The 20729-nt window shown below is 66.4% G+C and carries 18 protein-coding genes; 9 read left to right on the plus strand and 9 right to left on the minus strand.

Features of this window, described 5'->3' with window-relative positions:
* Nucleotides 1–145: 145 nt before the first annotated feature.
* Nucleotides 146–2344: a TonB-dependent receptor gene (locus IP65_RS07005; protein ID WP_054131179.1), complete on the plus strand. Its 2199-nt coding sequence runs from the start codon at nt 146–148 to the stop codon at nt 2342–2344.
* Nucleotides 2345–2392: 48 nt separating this feature from the next.
* On the opposite strand, the gene IP65_RS07010 is transcribed toward IP65_RS07005, so the two are convergent.
* Entirely contained in the window at nt 2393–3343 is a 951-nt protein-coding gene (locus tag IP65_RS07010) for an NAD-dependent epimerase/dehydratase family protein (RefSeq protein WP_054131180.1), read from the minus strand.
* Nucleotides 3344–3433: 90 nt separating this feature from the next.
* Between IP65_RS07010 and IP65_RS07015 the strand changes: the two genes are divergently transcribed.
* Complete coding sequence (locus IP65_RS07015) at nt 3434–4339, plus strand: LysR family transcriptional regulator (RefSeq protein WP_022675912.1); 906 nt, start codon at nt 3434–3436, stop codon at nt 4337–4339.
* On the opposite strand, the gene IP65_RS07020 is transcribed toward IP65_RS07015, so the two are convergent.
* A complete protein-coding gene (locus tag IP65_RS07020; protein ID WP_022675913.1) occupies nt 4318–5481 on the minus strand; it encodes a PepSY domain-containing protein in 1164 nt (387 codons plus the stop codon). The two genes, IP65_RS07015 and IP65_RS07020, sit on opposite strands and share 22 nt — an antisense overlap.
* A gap of 86 nt (nt 5482–5567) precedes the next feature.
* On the opposite strand from IP65_RS07020, the gene IP65_RS07025 reads away from it, so the two are divergent.
* Nucleotides 5568–7679 carry a TonB-dependent siderophore receptor gene (locus tag IP65_RS07025; RefSeq protein ID WP_171794476.1) on the plus strand — a complete coding sequence of 704 codons (2112 nt, stop codon included), beginning with the start codon at nt 5568–5570 and terminating at the stop codon, nt 7677–7679.
* Here IP65_RS07025 and IP65_RS21270 read toward each other — a convergent pair.
* The gene (locus IP65_RS21270) at nt 7628–8365 is read right to left on the minus strand and encodes a hypothetical protein (RefSeq protein WP_156306451.1); all 738 of its coding nucleotides are present in this window, start codon (nt 8363–8365) and stop codon (nt 7628–7630) included. The genes IP65_RS07025 and IP65_RS21270 overlap by 52 nt on opposite strands.
* Nucleotides 8366–8473: 108 nt before the next feature.
* Between IP65_RS21270 and IP65_RS07035 the strand changes: the two genes are divergently transcribed.
* A complete protein-coding gene (locus tag IP65_RS07035; protein ID WP_022677858.1) occupies nt 8474–9145 on the plus strand; it encodes a response regulator transcription factor in 672 nt (223 codons plus the stop codon).
* Nucleotides 9142–10497 (plus strand): HAMP domain-containing sensor histidine kinase, encoded by a 1356-nt coding sequence (locus IP65_RS07040; protein WP_054131183.1) that lies wholly within the window; start codon nt 9142–9144, stop codon nt 10495–10497. The genes IP65_RS07035 and IP65_RS07040 overlap by 4 nt, the downstream gene beginning before the upstream one ends.
* 12 nt (nt 10498–10509) lie before the next feature.
* Here the strand turns inward: IP65_RS07040 and IP65_RS07045 are convergent, their stop codons facing one another.
* From IP65_RS07045 to mdlC, 4 genes are all read right to left on the minus strand, one after another.
* Nucleotides 10510–11283, minus strand: coding sequence for an enoyl-CoA hydratase-related protein (locus tag IP65_RS07045; RefSeq protein ID WP_022677857.1), 774 nt, complete (start codon nt 11281–11283; stop codon nt 10510–10512).
* Between the two features lie 90 nt (nt 11284–11373).
* Nucleotides 11374–11868, minus strand: a complete 495-nt coding sequence (locus IP65_RS07050) for an aromatic-ring-hydroxylating dioxygenase subunit beta (RefSeq protein ID WP_054131184.1) — start codon at nt 11866–11868, stop codon at nt 11374–11376.
* On the minus strand, nt 11865–13211 hold the full coding sequence (locus IP65_RS07055; RefSeq protein ID WP_054131185.1) for an SRPBCC family protein: 1347 nt from the start codon (nt 13209–13211) through the stop codon (nt 11865–11867). The genes IP65_RS07050 and IP65_RS07055 overlap by 4 nt, the downstream gene beginning before the upstream one ends.
* A gap of 20 nt (nt 13212–13231) precedes the next feature.
* Nucleotides 13232–14788: a benzoylformate decarboxylase gene (gene mdlC / locus IP65_RS07060; protein WP_054131186.1), complete on the minus strand. Its 1557-nt coding sequence runs from the start codon at nt 14786–14788 to the stop codon at nt 13232–13234.
* A gap of 88 nt (nt 14789–14876) precedes the next feature.
* Here mdlC and IP65_RS07065 point away from each other — a divergent pair, with 88 nt between their 5' ends.
* Together IP65_RS07065 and IP65_RS07070 are read left to right on the plus strand one after the other, a co-directional pair.
* Nucleotides 14877–15773 (plus strand): LysR family transcriptional regulator, encoded by an 897-nt coding sequence (locus IP65_RS07065; protein ID WP_054131187.1) that lies wholly within the window; start codon nt 14877–14879, stop codon nt 15771–15773.
* A gap of 100 nt (nt 15774–15873) precedes the next feature.
* Nucleotides 15874–16785, plus strand: coding sequence for a ketopantoate reductase family protein (locus tag IP65_RS07070; RefSeq protein ID WP_054131188.1), 912 nt, complete (start codon nt 15874–15876; stop codon nt 16783–16785).
* Nucleotides 16786–16799: 14 nt separating this feature from the next.
* Here the strand turns inward: IP65_RS07070 and IP65_RS07075 are convergent, their stop codons facing one another.
* The gene (locus IP65_RS07075) at nt 16800–17186 is read right to left on the minus strand and encodes a helix-turn-helix domain-containing protein (protein WP_054131189.1); all 387 of its coding nucleotides are present in this window, start codon (nt 17184–17186) and stop codon (nt 16800–16802) included.
* Nucleotides 17187–17313: 127 nt separating this feature from the next.
* Between IP65_RS07075 and IP65_RS07080 the strand changes: the two genes are divergently transcribed.
* Together IP65_RS07080 and IP65_RS21935 are read left to right on the plus strand one after the other, a co-directional pair.
* Entirely contained in the window at nt 17314–18375 is a 1062-nt protein-coding gene (locus IP65_RS07080) for an SDR family oxidoreductase (protein WP_054131282.1), read from the plus strand.
* Between the two features lie 177 nt (nt 18376–18552).
* The gene (locus IP65_RS21935; RefSeq protein WP_231627586.1) at nt 18553–19752 is read left to right on the plus strand and encodes a hypothetical protein; all 1200 of its coding nucleotides are present in this window, start codon (nt 18553–18555) and stop codon (nt 19750–19752) included.
* Between the two features lie 11 nt (nt 19753–19763).
* Here IP65_RS21935 and IP65_RS07090 read toward each other — a convergent pair whose 3' ends face one another.
* On the minus strand, nt 19764–20663 hold the full coding sequence (locus IP65_RS07090) for an alpha/beta hydrolase fold domain-containing protein (RefSeq protein WP_054131190.1): 900 nt from the start codon (nt 20661–20663) through the stop codon (nt 19764–19766).
* Between the last annotated feature and the right edge of the window lie 66 nt (nt 20664–20729).

Consider the following 20729-nt stretch of genomic DNA (forward strand, 5'->3'; position numbering starts at 1 on the left):
AGCACAGTCTGCGCGATGGCAAGGCCTGCAAACGCGATCGGGAATTTTTCCCGGGAAAATCGGGAAAGGCTGCCATGTTCGCGTTGCAGCGCCCCCGCTAACCACCCTGGCAAGAACACGAGACCTTTCCAGGGATATTGAAACCATGCTTTCGCGTCAGGCCCTTCGCACCTGCTTTCTGGCCTCTACCGGTCTCTATGCCGCCTTTGCCGCCCCGGCCGCGTTTGCCGAAAGCGACGCCGCGCCCCCGTCCGAAATCGTCGTCACCGCCCAGCGGCTCAACGATGCGCGCGAAAGTATCAAGACCAGCCTGGGCGCATCGACCTATACGCTGGACCAGAAGGCGATCCAGAACCTGCCCGGCGCCGACAACCAGCCGATCCAGGATATCATCCTGCAAATGCCCGGCGTCAGCCAGGACCAGTTCGGCCAGTTCCATGTGCGGGATGAACACAACGGCGTGCAATACCGCATCAACGGCGTGATCATTCCCGAAAGCATCGCGGTGTTCGGCCAGATGCTCTCACCCCGCCTGGTCGACAAGATAAGCCTGGTAACCGGCACCCTGCCGGCGCAATATGGCCTGCGCACTGGCGGCATCATCGATATCACCACCAAGTCCGGCCTCAAGGACGGCACCACGGTCAGTGTCTATGGTGGCAGCCAGGGCACGATCGAACCCAGCGTGCAGATCGCTGGCAGTTCTGGCGCAACCAGTTGGTTCGCCTCGGGCGACTACAAGCATTCCGACCTGGGCATCGAAAACGTCAACGGCAATCGCCACGCCATCCACGACCAGACCGACCAGTTCAACGGCTTTGGCTATATCGACCATATCCTGGGCGCCAACGACCGCATCGCGCTGACCGGTGGCTATACCAACCAGGCCTATCAGATCCCCAATCCCACCGGGTTGGTGGGCGGGCAGACCGATGCCAATGGCAATCCGGTGTCAGTCAACGGGCAGACGAGCTTCAACAGCGAAAACCTCAACGAACGGCAGTTGCAGACCTTCGGCTTTGGCGCGCTGTCGTGGCTGCATGCCGCCGGCCCGTTCTCGTTCCAGGCCTCTGCCATCGGCCGCGTGGCGACCCTCACCTACCGGCCAGACTACACCGGCGAATTGCTGTTCAATGGTGAGACACAGTACGCCAACAAGAAGGACACTACTTTCGCCTTTCAGGTCGATAGCGCCTACAAGCTGTCGGACCAGCACACGCTGCGCGCCGGGCTGCTGTTCGAGCACGATCATTCGACCAGCAGCACCAACACCAACGTGTTCCCAACCACCGGCGATACGTTCGATCCCACCCAGCCCGACCAGGGATGGCAGCAAGGCGCGATCCTGGCCAACGCCCAGCCGATCTCGCTGCCGTTCGCGATCGGCGTTACCCAGCGCACCTATAGCGCCTATCTTCAGGACGAATGGCACATCACGCCGCATTTCGTGCTGAACTATGGCGCACGGTTCGATGAAAACGACGGCCCGCGCAACGAGCGGCAGCTTTCCCCGCGGGCAAACATGGTATGGACGCCGGGTCATGGGCTGACAGTGCATGCCGGCTATGCCCGCTACTTTTCGCCGGCGCCATTCGAACTCATTGCCGACAGCAACCTGGCACAGGTCTACAACACCACCGCCTCGCCCAACGTGCGGACCAACAACACCACCTATGCCCAGCGCGAAAACTACTGGGATGCGGGTTTCGAGCAGAAGATCGGCAACTTCACGCTGGGCCTCGATGGCTATATCCGCCGCTCCACCCATCTGGTGGACGAAGGCCAGTTCGGCGCCCCGATCATCCTGACCCCGTTCAACTATGCGCGTGGACGCATCTTCGGCACCGAACTGACGCTGAACTACAGCCACGGCGGCTTCAACGCCTATGGCAACATCGCCTATGCCAAGGCCCAGGGCACCGATATCGTGTCCAACGAATACAACTTTGCCGCTGCCGACCTTGCCTATATCGCCAACCATTACATCTACCTCGATCACAACCAGACCTGGTCGGGATCGGCGGGCGCGTCTTACAACTGGCGCGATGGCGCCCTGGCCGGCTCGCGCGTCAGCGCCAGCGCGATCCTGGGCTCTGGCCTGCGCAGCGACCTGGTCCTGGCCGATGGCAGCACCGTGCCCAACGGCGCCTCGCTGCCATCCTATGTCACGTTCAACCTTTCGGCCGGCCACAAGTTTGGCAACAGCGGGTTTGACGTGCGCGTGGATGTGCAGAACCTGTTCGACCACGTCTATGAAATCCGCGACGGGACTGGCGTGGGTGTCGGGGCGCCCTCGTTCGGGGCGCGGCGCGGCATTTTCGTAGGCATCAGCAAGAGCTTCTGATCCCGGCGTTGCCCCGGCGCTTGATCGGGGCAACGCTGCCGTGGCGGATCAGGGCATGCAGCCCAGCGCGGCGAGCGTGGCGCGCACGGCTTGGGGAAGCGGCGTGTGCGGCTCTTCGCCCAGCAGCGCGATCAGTTGGGCATTGTCCAGCCGCACCGGCTGCTGCCAAAGATAGCGCATCTCCATCAATTCGCGTGGCATCTGCGCAAATGGGGCGGCCAGGCGCAGCGCCCACCACGGGAACGGAGCAATCCGCACCTTTGGCGCGCCCAACGCCTCGGCAATGGCCTCGACCATCGCGGTGCCCGTGTCGTCCCAGTGCCCACCCATGTGATAGTTGGCAAAGGCCGGCACCTGATCATGCTCCACCAGGCGGACCATGGTTTCGGCCACATCGGGAAGATAGCCCCAGAGATGCCCGACGCCGCGCGTGGCGGGATTGCGGATAATCCGCGGACGGGCGCCCGGCGTGATCAGGCCTTGGGCAAACCAGCTGTTGGCCGCGCCTGGGCCAAAGAAATCGCCGGCCCGCACGATCAGCGCGCGAACGTCTCCAGCATCGGCAGCAGCGCGCAGCCGGCGCTCCATCTCAACCCTGATCGCGCCCTTGCGCGTGACGGCATGCTGCGGCGCGGTTTCAGCGATCAGCGGGAAGCTGTCAGGGCCATAGTTGTAGATGGTGCCCGGCAGCAAAATCTGCGCGCGGTTGACCCGCGCCGCGGCAATGGTGTTGTCCAGCATCGGCAAGACCACGGTGTCCCAGTTGCGGTAGCCGGGCGGATTGACGGCGTGCACGATAACCCTTGCGCCCTCTGCCGCCGCCGCAACCGCCGCCCGATCCATGGCATCGCCGATCACCGCCGCTACGCCCTGCGGCACCCGGTGTGCGCTGTGCGCCCGCACCAGTGCGCGCACGCTCCACCCGCGTTCCACCAGCCGCCGGGCCACGGCGCCGCCGATGCCCCCCGTCACGCCCAAAACCAGCGCAATCCGTTCCATGTCGCTCTCCTGTGTTGACGGCGACAGGATTGGCGCAAGAGCACGATCCATGAAATTGACTGAATGCGGCAAGCGGCTATACGGAAATAGATGAACCGAGAGCCAAGCTGGGATATCTACCGCACCTTCGCCGCCGTGCTTCGCGAAGGCTCGCTCTCGGCGGCGGCGCGGGCCCTGGGGCTAACCCAGCCCAGCGTCGCCCGCCATATCGAGGCACTGGAACAGGCGGTGGGTGGCACCTTGTTCCTGCGCTCGCAACGCGGCCTTTCGCCCACCGATCGGGCCATTGCCCTGCAACCCTATGCGGAAGCCATGCTGGCCACCTCGGCCGCGCTGCTGCGCACCGCAACGGCGGGCGCAGACGCGATTGCCGGAACGGTCCGGATTACCGCCAGCGAGGTGGTGGCGGCCGAGCATCTGCCGCCGGTGCTCACCATGCTGCGCCAACGTTACCGGGAACTCAGCATCGAATTGGTGGCAAGTGACGCGATCGGTGACCTGCTGCAACGCCATGCCGATATCGCCATCCGCATGGTCGCCCCGACGCAACAGGCCCTGCTCGCGCGCAAGCTCGGCACGCTAGAACTTGGGCTCTATGCCCATGCCGACTATCTCGCGCGGCATGGCCACCCTAAGGTCATTGCCGATTTGGCACGCCATGACCTGATCGGGGTCGACAGCATTGGCGATCTGTCCCGCGCGGTGCTCGACGCCTTGCCGAGTCTGGAGCACAGCGATTTCGCGCTGCGGATCGACAACGCGCTGGTGCAACTCGCCGCGATCCGCGCGGGCTTTGGCATCGGCATCTGCCAGGTGGCCGTGGCCGCGCGCGATGCCGCGTTGATCCGTGTACTGCCCGATGCGTTTTCGTTCGATCTGCCGCTGTGGGTCGTCATGCACGAAGACTTGCGATCCAGCGCCCGCCATCGCGCCGTGTTCGATGCCCTGGTGGAAAGTCTGGCGGCAGCAGGGCCTCAGGGCGTTGCGATTGGCTGAACTGGGGCGACGCGGCGTGCCCGCCCCTTCCGCTTCATGCGGCGACGGGCGAGGTAGAACCACACGCCGCTGATCGCAAAGAACGGCAGGCTAAGGCTGGTCACGAACAGCACGATCCGACCGGCCAGGCCAAAGAACGCGCCGCGGTGGATTTCGAACATGCTGGCGACGATGACAGCACCGCTTGGCCGTTGCGCGGCAAAATCGGTGGCCAGAACCTTGCCGGTCGCCCCGTCGATCGTCACGGCATCATCCGCCCGGTTGTGCCGCGCCGCCACGGGCAGCGCGCGATAGCGCAAGGCAGCACCCTTTTCCGGCACGATCAGCATGATCCGCTGATAGGAATGACCTGCAGTTGCCGCGTCAAACCCCTGCCAAGCCAGGGCGAAATCAGGTTTGCCGCGCGCCTTGGCCTTCTCGGCCTGCTCTGCGCCCAACAGGCGCTGAACCCCGCCACGATACCAATCGAACGACCACCACAGCCCGGTCAGCGCGCTGAGCAGATAGACCGCCATCATCAGCCCGCCGAGCAGCAGGTGTACCTCGCGCCACCACCAGCGGCCCTTTCGCCCCGGCGGAATGGTCAACCACGCGCGCCAGTCACGCGGCTTGGTCGGCCAGCGCAGATAGAGCCCACCCAGCGCCAGCACGATCAGCGCGATCGCCGCGCTACCGGTCACGATCCGCCCCCAACCCTTGCCATTGCCCGGCATCGCCAGCCAACGGTGCACCCGCTCTACCGTATCGAACAGCGCAGCAGCGGGCAGCGGCCCCAGAATGCGCCCGTCACGGCGGTCCAGCAGCACGGTTTCACGCTCTTTGGCCCCAGCTGCCTTGTCAACATAGCTGATCCGCGCCGGCACGGTGGGATCGCTGTCCACCTCGAACCGCGCGATCGCCTTGCCCGGCTCCGCCAGTGCGGCGCGTTGCAGCAAGACCGCTGGGGCCAGCACCGCCTCACCCGCGCGCAGGGGCAGCGGCGCGATCAGCCGCGCCTGGATGTCGTCCTGGAAAGACAGCATGGCACCTGTCGCGCCCATCACGGCCAGGACCAGCCCAAGGCTGAGCCCCAGCCAGCTATGCAGCCGTTGCAACCATTTGCGCAGGGCGATGGTGCCGGGTGGGCGAATCGTCGGTCTCATTGCGATCAATTATTGCAAACCAATATCAATATCAATTAGGGCAGCGGTGAATTCCACCCGAGGGATTCGCCAAGGGGACCTGTATCATGCTGTTTCTGTTCGCGTCGGCGGCCGCCGCAAGCGTCGCTGCCGCCACCGCTGCTCCCGCTCCTGCTGCGCCGGATGGCGAGGACCCCCAGGCCGAACGCCAGCTCGACGAAGAGATCGTGGTAACGGGGCGGCAAGAAGCGCCCTATCGCGCGCAGGTGGTGCAGGTGGGCGCGTTCCGCAACCAATCCGCACTCGATACGCCGGCCAATGTCGCGGTGATCACCCGCGCCATGCTCGATGACCAGGGCGCCAAGGGCCTCGACGATGCCTTGCGCAACACCCCCGGCATTACCCAGCAATCGACCAGCCCGACCACGAGCAACAACTTTGCCGCGCGCGGCGTGCTGCTCAATGCGCGCACTAACTATCGCCTCAACGGGGCGTTGCAGATCATCAATCTTGGCCCGATCCCGGTGGAAAACAAGCAGCGCGTCGAACTGCTCAAGGGCGTTTCCGCGCTCTATTACGGCCTCAGCACGCCCTCAGGCATCGTCAACGTGGTAACCAAGCGCGCTGGCGATCGCCCGGTGACGAGCCTCTATGTCGATGGCGATGCCGAAGGCAGCGTGGGCGGCGGGTTCGACATCGGCCGCAAGCTGGGCGCAGGCGATGCCATCGGTATCCGCATCAACGCCTATGGCTCGCACATTGAAACACCGATCGATGGGGTCAACGGCTATCGCTATCTCGCCAGCGGGGCGTTTGATTGGCAGGCGAGCGATCGGCTGTCGTTCAAGCTCGATGTCGAACACTATCGCCGCGCAACCGATGAGCCGGGCGGCATCACGCTGCCCACCGCGATCAACGGCGTGATCACCCTGCCGGAAATCCCGAACCCGCACAACCGCTATGCCCCGGTCAATGCGCCCTATCGCACCTGGGTAACCAACGCCCTGGGCCGCATGGATTATCGGCTGGCCGGCACGTGGTCGGTGCGCGTCGAAGGCGGCTATGCCAACACCCGCCGACAGCGCATGATCGCCAATATCGGCAAAACCAACCTGGTGACCGGCGCCGGCACGATCGCTGCGACCTACACCCCCGATCAGGAATACGCCAATCTCTATTGGCGGGCGGAATTGGCCGGCGAGGCGCAAACCCTGGGCATCCGCCACGAACTGCTGCTCGGCTATGCCCGCAACCGGCAGGTGCAGGAAGACCAGCACCCGCAAAGCTATGCCGCAGTAAAACAAAACCTCTATGCGCCACTGGCCCTGCCGCTGTCGGCACTTACCCCCACCACCGTGCGGCTTACCGCCGGCAGCGTGAACATCGATACCGGTCTCTATGCCATGGACCAGGCGCATATCGGTGAAAAACTGCTGGTGATCGCGGGCGTGCGCCACGTGGACTATCGCACCCGCACCAGCAACACCGATTTTGCCCTGCGCACCTGGACACCCACCGGTGCACTGGTCCTGCGCCCCACGCCCAAGACCAGCCTGTACTTCAGCTATATCGAGGGGCTGGAAAGCGCCGGCACCGCGCCCGATGGCACGACCAATGCCGGCAGCGTCCTGCCCGCAGTGCGCAGCCGGCAGCTGGAACTGGGCGCGCGGGCCGAAGCGGGCGGCATGCTGCTGTCGCTGGGCTGGTTCCGCATCAACCGGGGCCTGGCCTATACCGATCTGGCCACCAACACCTATGTCGTCAACGGTCGCGCCCTGCACCAGGGGATCGAGGCATCGGTCCAGGGAACGATCGTGCCGACCGTATCGGTGGCGCTGGCCGGGCAATATCTTGTCGCTCGCCAGCGGCAGACCGGGGTGGCCGCGCAAGACGGCAAGCTGGTGGACAACGCGCCGCGCTGGTCAGGCTCGGCCTTCGTCAACTGGCAGCCCGTCGGTGCGCTGCCGCTGGGGCTGAACGCGGGCGTCTACTACACCGGCAAGCGCTTTACCGACGTGCTCAACCAGGGTGTGCTGCCTGCCTATGCCACGCTCAGCCTTGGCGCCAGCTATCGGCTGGCCCTCGCGGCGGGCCGCACGATGACGCTGCGCGCCAATGCCGACAACGTGACCAACACCCGCTACTGGGCCACCGGCGGCAGCACGCTTTATGTCGGCGCGGCGCGGACACTGCGCCTCTCTGCCGCCGTAAGCTTTTGAACGCGCTCCAGCCGCGCCAGCAAGTGGCGCGGCTGTGCGACAGGGTTACTTGGTCGCTGCGCCTGGCGCCACGGGCGGCGGGGGCGGCGGCGTGCCCGGCCCTGGCTGACCGACGGCACCATTCGCACCGGCAGCCGGCGGTGGAGGCGGAGGCGGGGGAGCCGAACCATCGCTCGGCGGCGGGGTGGGGGCGGAGGCGGCGCACCTGCGCCAGTGGGCGGTGGCGGGGGCGGCGGCGCATCACGGCCGGGGCCACGCGGCGGAGGCGGCGGAGGCGGAGGCGGAGGCGGCGCACCGACTTGGGTTACGCCACCCTGTGGATCGACCAGGTACGAGGCGCGCAATTGGCCATTATCATACCGGCCCTGCACCATCAGCGCATTGCCAGAGCGGACCTGGCCCGCCCCATCGCGGCCGACATCGACCAGCAAACGGCCCGTGCCATCCTGCAGAACGAAACGATCACCATAGACCTCGGCGACCTTGCCCTTCACCGTGGTGATCCCGCTGCGCTGCGGCACCTGGGCAATCGCGGTTGGCACGGTCGGCGCCATTTCCACCGGCGGACGGGTATAGGCAACTGCCCCCGCCCCCGCGGCGCCGCCCAGGGCCAGCAACACGGCCACGCCGCTGGCCAGCTTCATACGGTGTGGGATGTGCCCAACCGGATTTTTCCAATCGACCATCTTTCAACTCCTTGGGTTGTCGATGGCCCCGTTCTATGCTGCCCCTTCCGACGCAGCCTGAAGCTGGCGTTTCATGTTCGGTTTAACCTGCGGCGGTATTGAGCGGCCATGCGCATCCTGCTTGTTGAAGACGATCCCGACCTGGGCGAGGCGATTGCCCGCAAGCTGCGCGGCGAGAACTGCGCAGTCGACCTGGTCGACAACGGCATCGACGCGCAGCACCTGGGCGAGACCGAACCCTATGATGCGGTGGTCCTCGATCTTGGCCTGCCTGGCAAAACCGGCGCGGCGGTGCTGGCGGAATGGCGCAAGGGCGCCAAGACCGTGCCCGTCCTCGTCCTGACCGCGCGCGAGGCCTGGGCCGACAAGGTCTCTGCCTACAAGGCCGGCGCCGACGACTATCTCACCAAGCCGTTCCGCATCGAGGAGCTGATGATGCGCCTGCGCGCCATCGTGCGGCGCGCGGCCGGGCATGCCAACCCGCAGATGGTCTGCGGCCCGCTGGTGTTCGAAAGCCAGACCGGCCAGTTCGAACTGGATGGCCTTCCGCTCAAGCTGACCGCGTTCGAATGGCGCGTGCTGTCGCAACTCATGATGCGGCGCGAAGCAGTGGTCGAGCGGCTCGACCTGATCGAGCGCATCTATGAAGGCGATGCCGATGTCGATTCCAATACGCTCGACGTGATCATCGGGCGTTTGCGGCGCAAGATCGGCGCCAGCCTGATCGAAACCGTGCGCGGTCGGGGCTATCGCCTGACGGCGAGCGGCATCGCGGCATGAAACCCAAGTCTTTGCGGGCCAGGATGCTGGCGCTGTCGGCGATCGCCGCCCTGGCCGCGCTCGTCATCGCGGCATGGTCGATCGCCGGCATCCTTACCCGTTTCGTAACCGAAGGCCTGGACCAGCGGCTCGACGCGCAGATCGCCGTGATGGCCAGTGCCGTGCGTGACGATGGCACGATCGACCGCGCCCGCATCGACAACCAGATCGGCGTCATGACGCTGCGCCCCGACTGGCGCTGGCGGATCATCGGGCCAGACGGCGAGATCGGCTCGGCCGATTTCCCCGCGCTCGATCCGGCACCTCTGGCCCCGCCCCACCCCCCGCTCTTGCCGCCGCCGCCCCCCGGTGCGCCCGCTCCGGCGGCGGAGGGCGTGCCCACGCCATTCGCCCCTGTCCCACGCGATGGCCAGGATAGCGGCGGCCGGGTTCATGCCCGGCAGGCGGTGATCCGCACCAGCCGGGGTGCAGTAACCCTGATCGCCGCCGCGCCATCGCAAGTGATTGCCCGGCCCATCCGCGCCGCGCTTGTCCCGCTCCTGTCGATCATTGCCGTACTGGCCGTGCTGTTCATGCTGGCCGCGCTGTTTCAGCTGCGCCTGGCGCTCAGGCCGATTGCCGCGTTGCGGGATCAGCTTGGCCAGATTCGCCACGGCACGCGCACCACCGTGGACGAGGATCAGCCAGCCGAACTGAAACCGCTGGCGGTCGAACTCAACGCGCTGTCCCGTGAAAGCGCCGCTGCCTTGCAGGCGGCCCGCGCATCTGCCGCCAATCTTGCCCATGCGCTCAAAACCCCTGTGGCGACGCTGGCCCTGACGGTGGACGGCGACGTCCGCGCGACCAGCCAAATCGCCAGGATCGAAGAGGTCATCCGCCGTCACCTCGCCCGTGCCCGTACCGCAGCGGTGGCGCAGCGCGCCCGCACGCCCCTGGCCCCGGCAGTGGCCGATGTGGCGCAGGTGATCGGCTCGCTTCACCCCGGCCTGGCGCTGTCGGTCGATGTGCCCAGCGCGCTGGCCGTCTCGCTTGATGCGCACGACCTGTCGGAAATCGTCGGCAATCTGCTCGACAATGCGGCCCGCCACGCCCGTTCGGCCATTGCCGTCACGGCCTGGGCAGACGGCGACCACACACGCGTGGCGATCGAAGACAATGGCCCGGGGATTGCCGCCAACCAGCGCGAACTGGCGCTGCAACCCGGCGTCCGCCTCGATGAAGCGCCGCAGGGCGACGGGTTTGGCCTGGCGATCGTTCGCGATCTTGTGGCGCTGCACGGCGGCACGTTGAACCTGGCGGAAGGTGCCCAGGGTGGCTTGCGCGTTGAGCTGGCGCTGCGCGCCGCCCGATAGCGTCCCTTCCGCTCAGCGCCCGGTGAACTGCGGCTTGCGCTTGTGCGCAAAGGCATCGATCGCCTCGGCAAAATCGGCAGTGCGGCCAGCGGCCGACTGGTTGGCGCGCTCGATCTCCAGCGTCGTCAAAAAATCGCATTCCAGCGCACGTGCAACCTGCCGGCGGATCATGCCCAGCGCGAGCGTGGGGCCAGCGGCAAGCCGGTGCGCCAGGGCCATGGCCTCGGCCATGACATCGTCATCTGGCACCACCCGCGTCACAAGGCCAGCCGCCTTGGCCTCTGCGGCCCCAAGCCGCTCGCCCAGCAGGGCCAACTCCAGAGTGCGACAGCGGCCAATGCTGCGAGCGGCCAGCCAGGTAGCGCCGGCATCGGGCACCAGGCCAATATTGGCAAAGGCCATGAGCAGGTAGCCGCTCTCGCCCATCACCACGAGATCGCCAGCCAGCCCCAGGCTCATCCCCGCGCCGGCGCACGGGCCATTGAGCGCAGTGACCAGTGGCACGTCGAGCGCAGCCAGCCGCGTGACCACGGGATGATAATAGGTGTCGAGCGTCTCGCCCAGGTCATCGGTTGCATTGCCGCCCAGATCGGCGCCCGAGCAGAAATAGCGCCCCTCGCCCGTCAGCACCACCGCCCGCGCGCCATCGGCCACTGCAAGGTCAAGCGCCTGGCCCAGTTCGACGAACATCGTCTCGCTCAAGGCATTGAGCCGATCCGGGCGATCGAGCGTGATCGTCACCACGTCGCCCTCGCGGGCATAGCGCACGGTCTGGAAATCCATCATCCTGCATCCTCTTGGCGACCCGCTGCCTTGTTCGCGGCGCGCAGCAAGGCACCATCGACGCTGGCCAGCTCCGGCGCAAGCGCGCGGCGATCAGATGGCGTTGATATCCACCACCGTCGGGATCGTATCATTGAGCAGGATGATCTTCTTGCGCGCAATGGACCACCCCGCTTCGGCGTGGACCAGGCGATATTCATAGCGGCCGAAGAACACGTCGGCCCGGTCCATCCGCACATCGAACCGATGACAGGTGAACGCCGCCGAGACAGTGCCCAGTTCCGCGTCGGTCACCAGGATGTTCGACACCTGGTGGACCACGCGTGGCGTCGGGCTGGATGCCACCGACAGCCCCGATTGCAGGCGCATGATCCGATCCTCGAGATTGCGCCGCCCGCGATAGTAGATCAGCGAGAGTTCGCGATCCGGATCGTCGGACAGCGTCACCTCGTCACGCCAGGTGGGCATCCAGAATTCGATGTCGGGCGTGAACAGCGCCAGCCATTCGGCATAGCGCCCAGAGTCCATCAGCAGGGCTTCGCGGTAAAGCAGGTCGCGCGCGGCCTCGTATGTCAGCGCCTGGCTCATGCGGCCAGCTCCGGCGCCATGCGTGCCGCCCAGGCGCGATAGTAGTTCTGCAGCAGGGTTTCATCGCTCAGCCGCGAATCCGCCAGCACATTGTGCGCGGGTTTGAGATCAATGCGGTCGCCAAAGCGATTGCCGCCCGGCTGCGTCGCGGTCATCCCCCGCCCGTGTCCTTGCAGCCAGGGCTGCACCGTGCCGGCAAAGCCGGCCTGGCAGTTTTCATAGGACACCGTGTCATCGGGCGTGGCCATGCCGGTGGGATTGAAAAAATCTTCATACTGGCGAATGCGCTGGCGCCGCGCCGCGGCGCTTTCGCCCTTGGGCGCGATGCACCAGGTGCGCATCTCGGTCATCCCCGGGCCGATCGGGCGGATTACGCGCAACTGGCTCGAGGCGTTTTCGGCGATCTGGAGATTGGGAAAGATCGTCAGGTTGCGCATGTTGAACATCCAGTCGCGCTTGCCCTCGCCCAGCCGCGCGCCCAGCACACCGGCCTGCTCATACAGGGGGATCGCCGGCGTGATGCCGAATATGCCCCAGTTGAGCACATGGCCGTGATCAAAGCTGAAGCTGCCTCCCGCCACGCCTTGCGCTTCTTCCTTCCAGTAATCGCTGTTTTCCCAGACCGATGCGACCACATCGGCGCTCATCTCCTGCTGCCGCCGCTCCAGCACGCTGATGTAGGAGGGATGGGCCGAGGTGAAATGATACGCGTCCGAGCAGTTTTCGAGCTGGAGTTTCCAGTTGGCGGCAAAGGTGAAGGTGACCTGCCCCGGCACGAGTTCCAGTCCATCCTCGCTCTGATCCGCCACCAGGTCGAGCAGCTTGGCCGCCTCGCCCAGGTAATCGGCCAACGATAGTTCGCCAGGCGCCAGGCTGCCGAACAGAAAGCCGCGATAGTTGCCAAAGCGGGGCAGCGGCGCCAGGCCATGGTCCTCGCTGTCGAACGCTGGCGTATAGCAGCCCGCATTCTTCCACTTGATCGCGCGGTTGCGGCCGGCGCTGTCAAAGCTCCAGCTGTGATAGGGGCAGACATGCAGGCGCGCGTTGCCCTGGCGCACCTGTGCCAACCGGGCGCCCTTGTGGGGGCACGAATTGATGAAGGCCCGCAACTGCCCCTCGCCATCGCGCTGGACCAGCACGGGGGCGCGGCCGATCGTGGTGGTGAAGAAATCGTGCGGCCCGGCAGCCTGTGATTCCATGCCCAGGAACACCCAGCCCTGCTCGAAGATCGCACGCTGTTCGGCGGCAAAGACATCGGCATCGGTGAAGATCGCGCGGTTCACGCGGAAGATGCCCTCGTCCGGCCGATCGTCGATCAGGTCGTCCAGTTGAAAGGTGCCCATCGCCTTGTCTCCCACCCGGCTCAATCGATCACCGCTTCCACCAGCGTCGGCCCGGCCGCGGCGAGCGACCAGGCCAATGCGGCATCGAGCGTGGCAGCATCGCCGGCCGATCGGCCCGGAACGCCGTGCCCGGCCGCCAGCGCCACGAAATCCAGCTCGGGAAACTGCGTGCCGACCAGATGCTGCATGCCGAAATGACGGCCGAAGTGATGCAGCGCCTCGTACCGCCCGTTCTTGAGGATCAGGAACGTGATTGGCAGGTTCCATTGCGCGGCGGCATGCAGGCCCTGGATCGCGTACATCGCCGACCCATCGCCCAAGACCGCGATGACCTTGTCGTGCGGGCGGGCGAGCGCCATGCCGACTGCTGCCGGCAGGCCATGGCCCAGGCCGCCACTGGCGGTGGTGTAAAAGGTATCGGGGCAAAGGATCGGCAGGCGATCATGCATCGGCCCGCGGCTCGACGGTGCCTCTTCCACGATGATCGTCTGCGGCGCGCGCAGGTCGGCCAGCCGTTGCAGCACATAGCCATCGGTCATGGCCACGCCATCAAGCCGCGCCGGCCGTACCGGGGGCGCAGGCCGGGCGCGCGGCGCGGGACGGGAGGCAGCAAGCAGGGCATCGAGCGCATGGTGGCATTGCGCCACGATTGCCCGCCCCGCTGGCGCCCAGGCGGCGTGAACGTGATTGTCACCGATCAACCAGAGATCTGCCTCGGGCGGCATGTGCGGCCCCTGCCCGTCGACATGATAGAGATTGACCGGCCCGCCCAGCCCCAGGATCACGTCGTGGCTGGCAAGCGTGGCCACGATCGCCTCGCGACTGGCAGTGAGGAAGCCCCCGAACAACGCGTGGTCTTCGGGAAACCCACAGCGCCCCGCCATCGGCGCAACATAGACGCGCGCCTGTTGGCGTTCCGCCAGGGCAACCACCTGCTCCCACGCACCGTCGCGCGCCACGCCGGCCGCCACGACCAGCGCCGGCTGCCGCGCCGCATCGAGTGCGGCCGCGCATTCGGCAATGGCCACAGGCGATGGCAGGCGATCGGCAACGACGCGCCGGGCCTGATGCGGCGGGCAAGGTTGGTCCCAATCATCGATCGGGATGGAGACGAACGTCGGGCCGCAGGGCGGTTCCATCGCCACTAGCCAGGCCCGCTCGATTGCCGCGGGCACATCCTGCGCGCGTGCCGGCTCGCACGCCCACTTCACGAACGGGCGCGGAAATTCCGCGGCGCGCTCGGCAAACAGGAACGGTTCATAGGGCAGGATCGCCCGCGCCTGCTGCCCGGCGGTAACCACCAGCGGGGTCTGGTTCTTCCAGGCGGTGAAAAGGTTGCCCAGGGCATGGCCCACCCCGGCCGAACTGTGCAGGTTGACGAACGCCGCGCGGCCGGTGCCCTGGGCAAAGCCATCGGCCATGCCCAGCACGACGCTTTCCTGAAGCCCCATGACATAGCGGAAATCATCGGGAAAATCGCGAAATAGCGGCAGTTCGGTGGAGCCGGGATTGCCGAACAGCGTGGTCATGCCCAGCTCGCGCAACAGCGCGATTGTCACGTCGCGGACGGTCCGCATCCTGAAATCTCCCGATCTTTTGCCGCAGTCTCGCGCATTTGGCGATAAGTTCAATTGCAAATCCCGGGGAAAGTCATACTATTGGCACATGGATTTTGATGAGCGCGAGTTGAAAGCCTTTCTGGCCGTGGCCGAATGCGGCAGCCTGGGGCGCGCGTCACGCCAGGCCAACCTGACCCAGCCCGCGCTCAGCCGCCTGATCCACCGCATGGAGGAACGGCTGCAACAGCCGCTGTTCGATCGCACCACGCGCGGCATGGTGCTGACCGATCCCGGCGCGCTGCTGCAACGCCATGCCCGCCACCTGCTGGCCGACATGCATACGCTGCGCGATGAACTGGCGGCGTTTCGCGGGCTGCGGCGCGGCGTGGTGCGCATTGGCGCGACCGCCGCCGTGATGCGCACCCTGGTGGCCACGCACGCCGGGCAGATGCTGGCCGACAACCCCGACCTGGCGTTCGAGGCGATCGAAGACGTCGACAGCGGCCTGGTGCGCGCGCTGGAGCAGCGGCAGATCGACCTGGCGATCACCTCGGGCCGGGTGGAGCAGGACGCCGCCGATGCGCAGTGCCTGGGCCGCTGCGACCATGCCGACATGTTTGCTGTGTTCTGCGCCGCCGACAACCCGATCGCCGACAGCCCCGATCTCGCCAGCGTCTTTGCCCATGGCTGGGTCATGCCCGAGGCGGGGCTAACCCCGCGCATCCGGTTCGAAATCCTGGCCGCGCAATTGGGGCACCAGGCCCGCGTCGTGGCGCGTACCAGTTCGGTCGAAACGATGATCGCCATTGCCGGGGCCAGCCAATTGCTGTGCTGGTTGCCGGTCCCGCTGCTCGAACCCTATGTCGCCAGCGGGCGCCTGCGCCAGCTCAGCGTGCCGGCGCTGGAAACCTGGCGGCAATTCTGGGTCTACCGCCGCAGGGCGGGCGTGCTGCCCGATGCCGCGCAGCGGTTCCTCCGTTATCTCCCCATCGTGCCGCTATGAGCCCTGCCCGACCGGCGGGTTGACACTGTCAAATCCCGATCCGGATACTCGTGCCTGTGCAGGCACACGTGCCTGTGTGCACACGTGGGAGAATTCCGGGATGCAGCGGATCGTGGTAATCGGTGCAGGCGCAATGGGCTGCCTGTTTGCGGCAAAGCTGGCCCTGGCCGGACATCGGGTGACCGTGGCCGACGTGGACCAGGCGCGGATGGACGCGATCGCCGCGCAAGGCATTGCCCTGTCACTGGACGATGGCGATTTTGCCGCACGGGTCGGCGCTTGCCCGATCGCTGCGGTGGACGGGCCGGTCGATCTGCTGGTCCTGTTCACCAAGGGCATGCACAGTGCCGCAGCAATCGCGTCTGCTGCGCACCTGGTAGATACCGGCTGCACCGTGCTGACCCTGCAAAACGGGCTGGGCAATACCGACGCAATCGCGACGGTGTTTCCGCGTGAGCGCATCGTCTGGGGCGTGACCGACTTTCCCGCGGACCTGCACGGTGCCAATGCGGTTTCTTCACATGGGCAAGGCCATGTCTGGCTGGCAGGACTGATTCCGGCGGCCGACGCGCGGGCGCGTCACGTGGCGGATATCCTCGATGGCGCCGGCCTCAACGCCCGCTTCGCCCCAGAGGTAGAGGCAATGGTGTGGGACAAGGTGGCCTTCAACAGCGCGCTCAACGCGCTCTGCACTCTGGGCCAGGTGCCCGTCGGCCGCTTGGACAGCGCACCGATCCGCCGCATCGTCGGCACGATCATGGACGAAATCGCCGCCATTGCCCGGGCGGAGGGCATCGCGTTCGATCGCACCCGAACCATGGCCAAGGTCGATTTTGCCCTGGCCAATCACACCGGGCACAAGCCCTCGATGCTGCAAGACCGGCTCGCCGGCCGGCGCACCGAGGTCGAGTCCATCAATGGCGCGGTGCTGGCCGTTGCTGCCCGCCATGGCCTTGCTGCTCCCACCCTTGAACTGGTCACCGATCTGGTACGCTTGGGCGAGCCGGCGTGACCGCCATGGCCTGATCAGCCGCGCCGCCGCGATCGCGCGCGCGGGGTCAGCGCGTCGAGCGCATCGGCATTGTCGCGCGCCCAGCCATACAGCGCCTCGACCGGTACGACGAAGCGGCGGCCCAGCGCGGTCAGCGCATAATCCACTTCGGGCGGCGCGACATCATCGCGCGTGGTGCGCGCCAGCAAGCCACTCGCCTCCATTTCCCTGACCGTCTGGGCAAACATCTTTTTGGAAATGCCCGGCAGGCTGCGCAGCAGCGCCGCGCTGCGGGCCCGCCCGTCATGCCGCGCATGCAGGGTGTGCAGCACCATGCTGGTCCACTTGGTGGCAAACAGTTCCAGGATCCGGCGCGGGGCACAATCCTCGCGCCATTCCTCTTCCGGGCTGCCCGGTATCACGGCGGCACTCCTTGCTTTGCCAACGATATCGCTGCGCCGCCAACGCCAGTGGTTACCATCTGGTGCCTTCTTGGCGCCGGGCGAGCGGCGCCCCAATTAGCGGTTTTTGCTCAACAAGGAACCATCGATGACCAAGACTGCCCTTGTTGCCGGGGCCACCGGCATCACCGGCCAGGCCATTGCCACGCTGCTTCATGCCCAAGGCTGGCGCGTGCTGGGCCTGGCGCGCAATCCGCTGCCGCTGCCCGGGGTGGAGCCGATCGCCGCCGATCTTACCGACGCCGCTGCCACCGCCACTGCGCTTGCCGGGCATCGGCCCGATGCCGTGTTCATCACCACCTGGCTGCGCCGCGCCACGGAACAGGAAAACATCGCGGTCAACGCGGCCATGGTGCGCAACCTGCTGCGCGCGGTAGAGCCGGCTGGCAGCGTCGGGCATGTGGCACTGGTCACCGGCCTCAAGCACTATCTTGGCCCGTTCGAAGCCTATGGCCAGGGCAACCTGCCCGATACGCCGTTTCGCGAGGATCAAGCCCGCCTGCCGATCGACAATTTCTATTATGCCCAGGAAGACGAACTCTTCGCCGCCGCCCAACGCAGCGGCTTTGCCTGGAGCGTGCACCGCCCCCACACCGTGATCGGCAAGGCCGTGGGCAACGCGATGAACATGGGCACCACCTTGGCGGTCTATGCCACGCTGTGCCGTGAACTGGGCCGTCCATTCCACTTCCCGGGATCCGCGGCGCAGTGGAATGGGCTTACCGACATGACCGATGCGCGGCAATTGGCGCAGCAACTGCTGTGGGCCACGACCACGCCCGCTGCAGCAAACCAGGCGTTCAATTGCGCCAATGGCGATATCTTCCGCTGGCGCTGGATGTGGCCACGCCTGGCGCAATGGTTTGGCGTGGAACCGGCCGGGTTTGACGGCAGCGTGCGGCCACTGGCCGATCAGATGGCGGGCGATGCTCCGGTGTGGCGCAGCATCGCCGCGCGCGAAGGCCTGGCAGAACCAGACCTCACCCGGCTCGCCTCGCCCTGGCACACTGACGCAGACTTGGGCCGCCCGATCGAGGTAGTAACCGACATGGCGCGCTCGCGCAGCCTGGGATTTACCGGTTATCAGGCGACGGACACTGCCTTTTTCGATCTGTTCGCCCAGCTGCGCGCCGAACGCTTGATCCCCTGAAACACAGCGCGCCGCGCCACCACTGTACTGGCGCGGCACGCTTCACCGGCACCCCGCCGGTATTCCACCCTAAAAGGCGCCGATTTTGCCATTGCCTGGGTGTTGCCCGCTGTGATTTTGTCAGGCACGGTGCCGCAACAGACCGCATTGGCGGCTGCATGGGGTGGGATATCGGCCGTGGCCAATTTGCAGGAGAGCGCGTTACCCATCGCCGACACGCCCACGCTGTCACGCGCGCGCGACCTGTTCGGGCGCGTGATCAATGGCCATGACCTGGGCGGATCGACCCCAGCCACCGTTGCCGACCGCATCGAGCAGTCGATCTGCCTGACGCCAAGCCCCGCCGTCGTGCTGACCGAAGGCAGTGTTGCCGCGACGTTTGGCGTTGGCCGCCGCGTGGCGCGGCAGACCAGCCGCATCCTGCAATTGCGCGGTGTGATGGAACCCCGGCGCGGCGGCAAGGGCAAGGGTGGGCTGCGCGTGTGCCTGCCCGGCCTCGACCAGACGCTGGATACCATCCGCAGTGACATCATTGCCAGCAATTCGCCGGCCGCGATGGAAGATGCGCGCCAATGGCTGCAGGCGGAAATTGCCGGGCACGATGATCCGCTGGGGCGCTTGGTGCGGGCCATGCTGCAAGACGCACCGGTACAGCAAACACGTGCGCCGTGCCAGACGCAGGCGTCGCTTCCAACCTGGTCCGAGCTTGAAGAGCCGGCCTCGCGCGGGCATCGCCTGGCGGCGAAACTGCGCCAGCAGATCGCTCTGCTGCCGCCGGGTGAAACGTTCCTGGGCTCGCTCGCCAGCATCGCGGAAGCCCATGACACCAGCCTGGAAGTGGCGGTGGAAGCCGTGCGCATCCTGGCCGATGCCCAGCACGTGGTGATGCGGCGCGGCCGCGGCGGTGGCGTGTTTGCCTGCGAACCGCAAGCTGGCCGGGCGCTGCACATGATCAACGCCTTTATCGCTGCCAACGCGGTCTCGCCCGATCGCTGCCGCGCCGTGCTCAACCGCGCCAATATCGGGATGATCGATCTGGCGCGGGCGCGACAGGATGCCCGCTATCTCGACCGAGTCGAGCGTTCGTTCCAGAAAATGCAGCAGGCGCCCAATGCCACGGTGCTGGGCCAGAACTGGTATGGCTTCATCCGCGATATTGCCGATATGTCGGGCAACGGCGTGCTGCACTTCATCGCCCGCGCCATGGCGGGATCGATCCTTATTCGGCGCACCCGCAGTGCCGACCTGCCCGAAGCCGCCGCCCGCGAACTGTTCGAGGCCAGCCGGCAGATCCATGCCCATCTGATTGGCGGCAGCCAGGATGCCCCCAACGAAGCGCAGTGGCGCTGCCAACTGGCCCTGCAGGATTACTGGTAAGGCTGGGACAATCAGCGCCCCAGGCGCACAAGATGCCGCACGATCTGCAGATAGACTGCCTCTACCACCTCGCGCGTGCCGCCGCGCAGGTTATAGGCGTGGTCCTGATCGGGCACCTCGATATATTCCAGCAGGCGGCCGCGCGCGTGCAGGCGCTGGGCATAGGCGGCAGCCTCTGCCCGCAAGAGATCGAGCCCTGCGGCAATGACGATCGCCGGCGCCACCTTGTCGAGCAAATCATCGGGCGCGCCCACCAACGGCGACGCGCGCATATCTGCCCGCATCGATGCATCGGGCACATAGACCGCATTGAACAGCCGCGCGACGCCCGGTGAAATGACCGGACGCGCCGCCCGGGCCTGCTTGTGCGCAGGCGGCGTGACGAGATCGAGCGGCGGGTAATGGAGGATCTGCGCGGCGATGGGCGGCCCGCCCGCCTGGGCAAGCAGCAGGCTGGCAGCAGCAGCCAAACCGCCACCGGCACTTTGCCCACCCACGGTCAGCCGATCGCCGTCCCACCCCTGCGCCCCCGCCTGCGCCGCCACCCAGCGGATCACCTCGCAGGCTTGCTCTACCGCTATCGGAAAGCGTCGCTGCGGCGCCAGCGCATAATCGACATTGATGACACAGACGCCGGCCCGCTCGGCCAGGAATGCGCAAAACGCATCGTCCTGCTCGGGGTGGCCCATGACATAGCCACCGCCATGAAAGTTGACGTGAACCGGCACCGGACCCGCCGTGTTCTGCGGCGCGAACACCATGGCCGCAGCACTGCCTTGCGCGGTTGGAATAGTGATCGTGCGGCAACGCCGAGGAACTTCGGGAAACGCCAGCGCACTTTCCGGCTGGGCCAGCCGTGGCGCCACCATCCGCTGCATTACCCGCGCGATCGTATCGGCAATCAACGGCATGGCAGGCGCTCCATCAGCGATGCAGCATCGGCCGGGTCACCCCGACCGATGCTGCCAGGCAGCGAT

The sequence above is a fragment of the Novosphingobium sp. AAP1 genome, assembly GCF_001295765.1.
GTDB lineage: Bacteria > Pseudomonadota > Alphaproteobacteria > Sphingomonadales > Sphingomonadaceae > Novosphingobium > Novosphingobium capsulatum.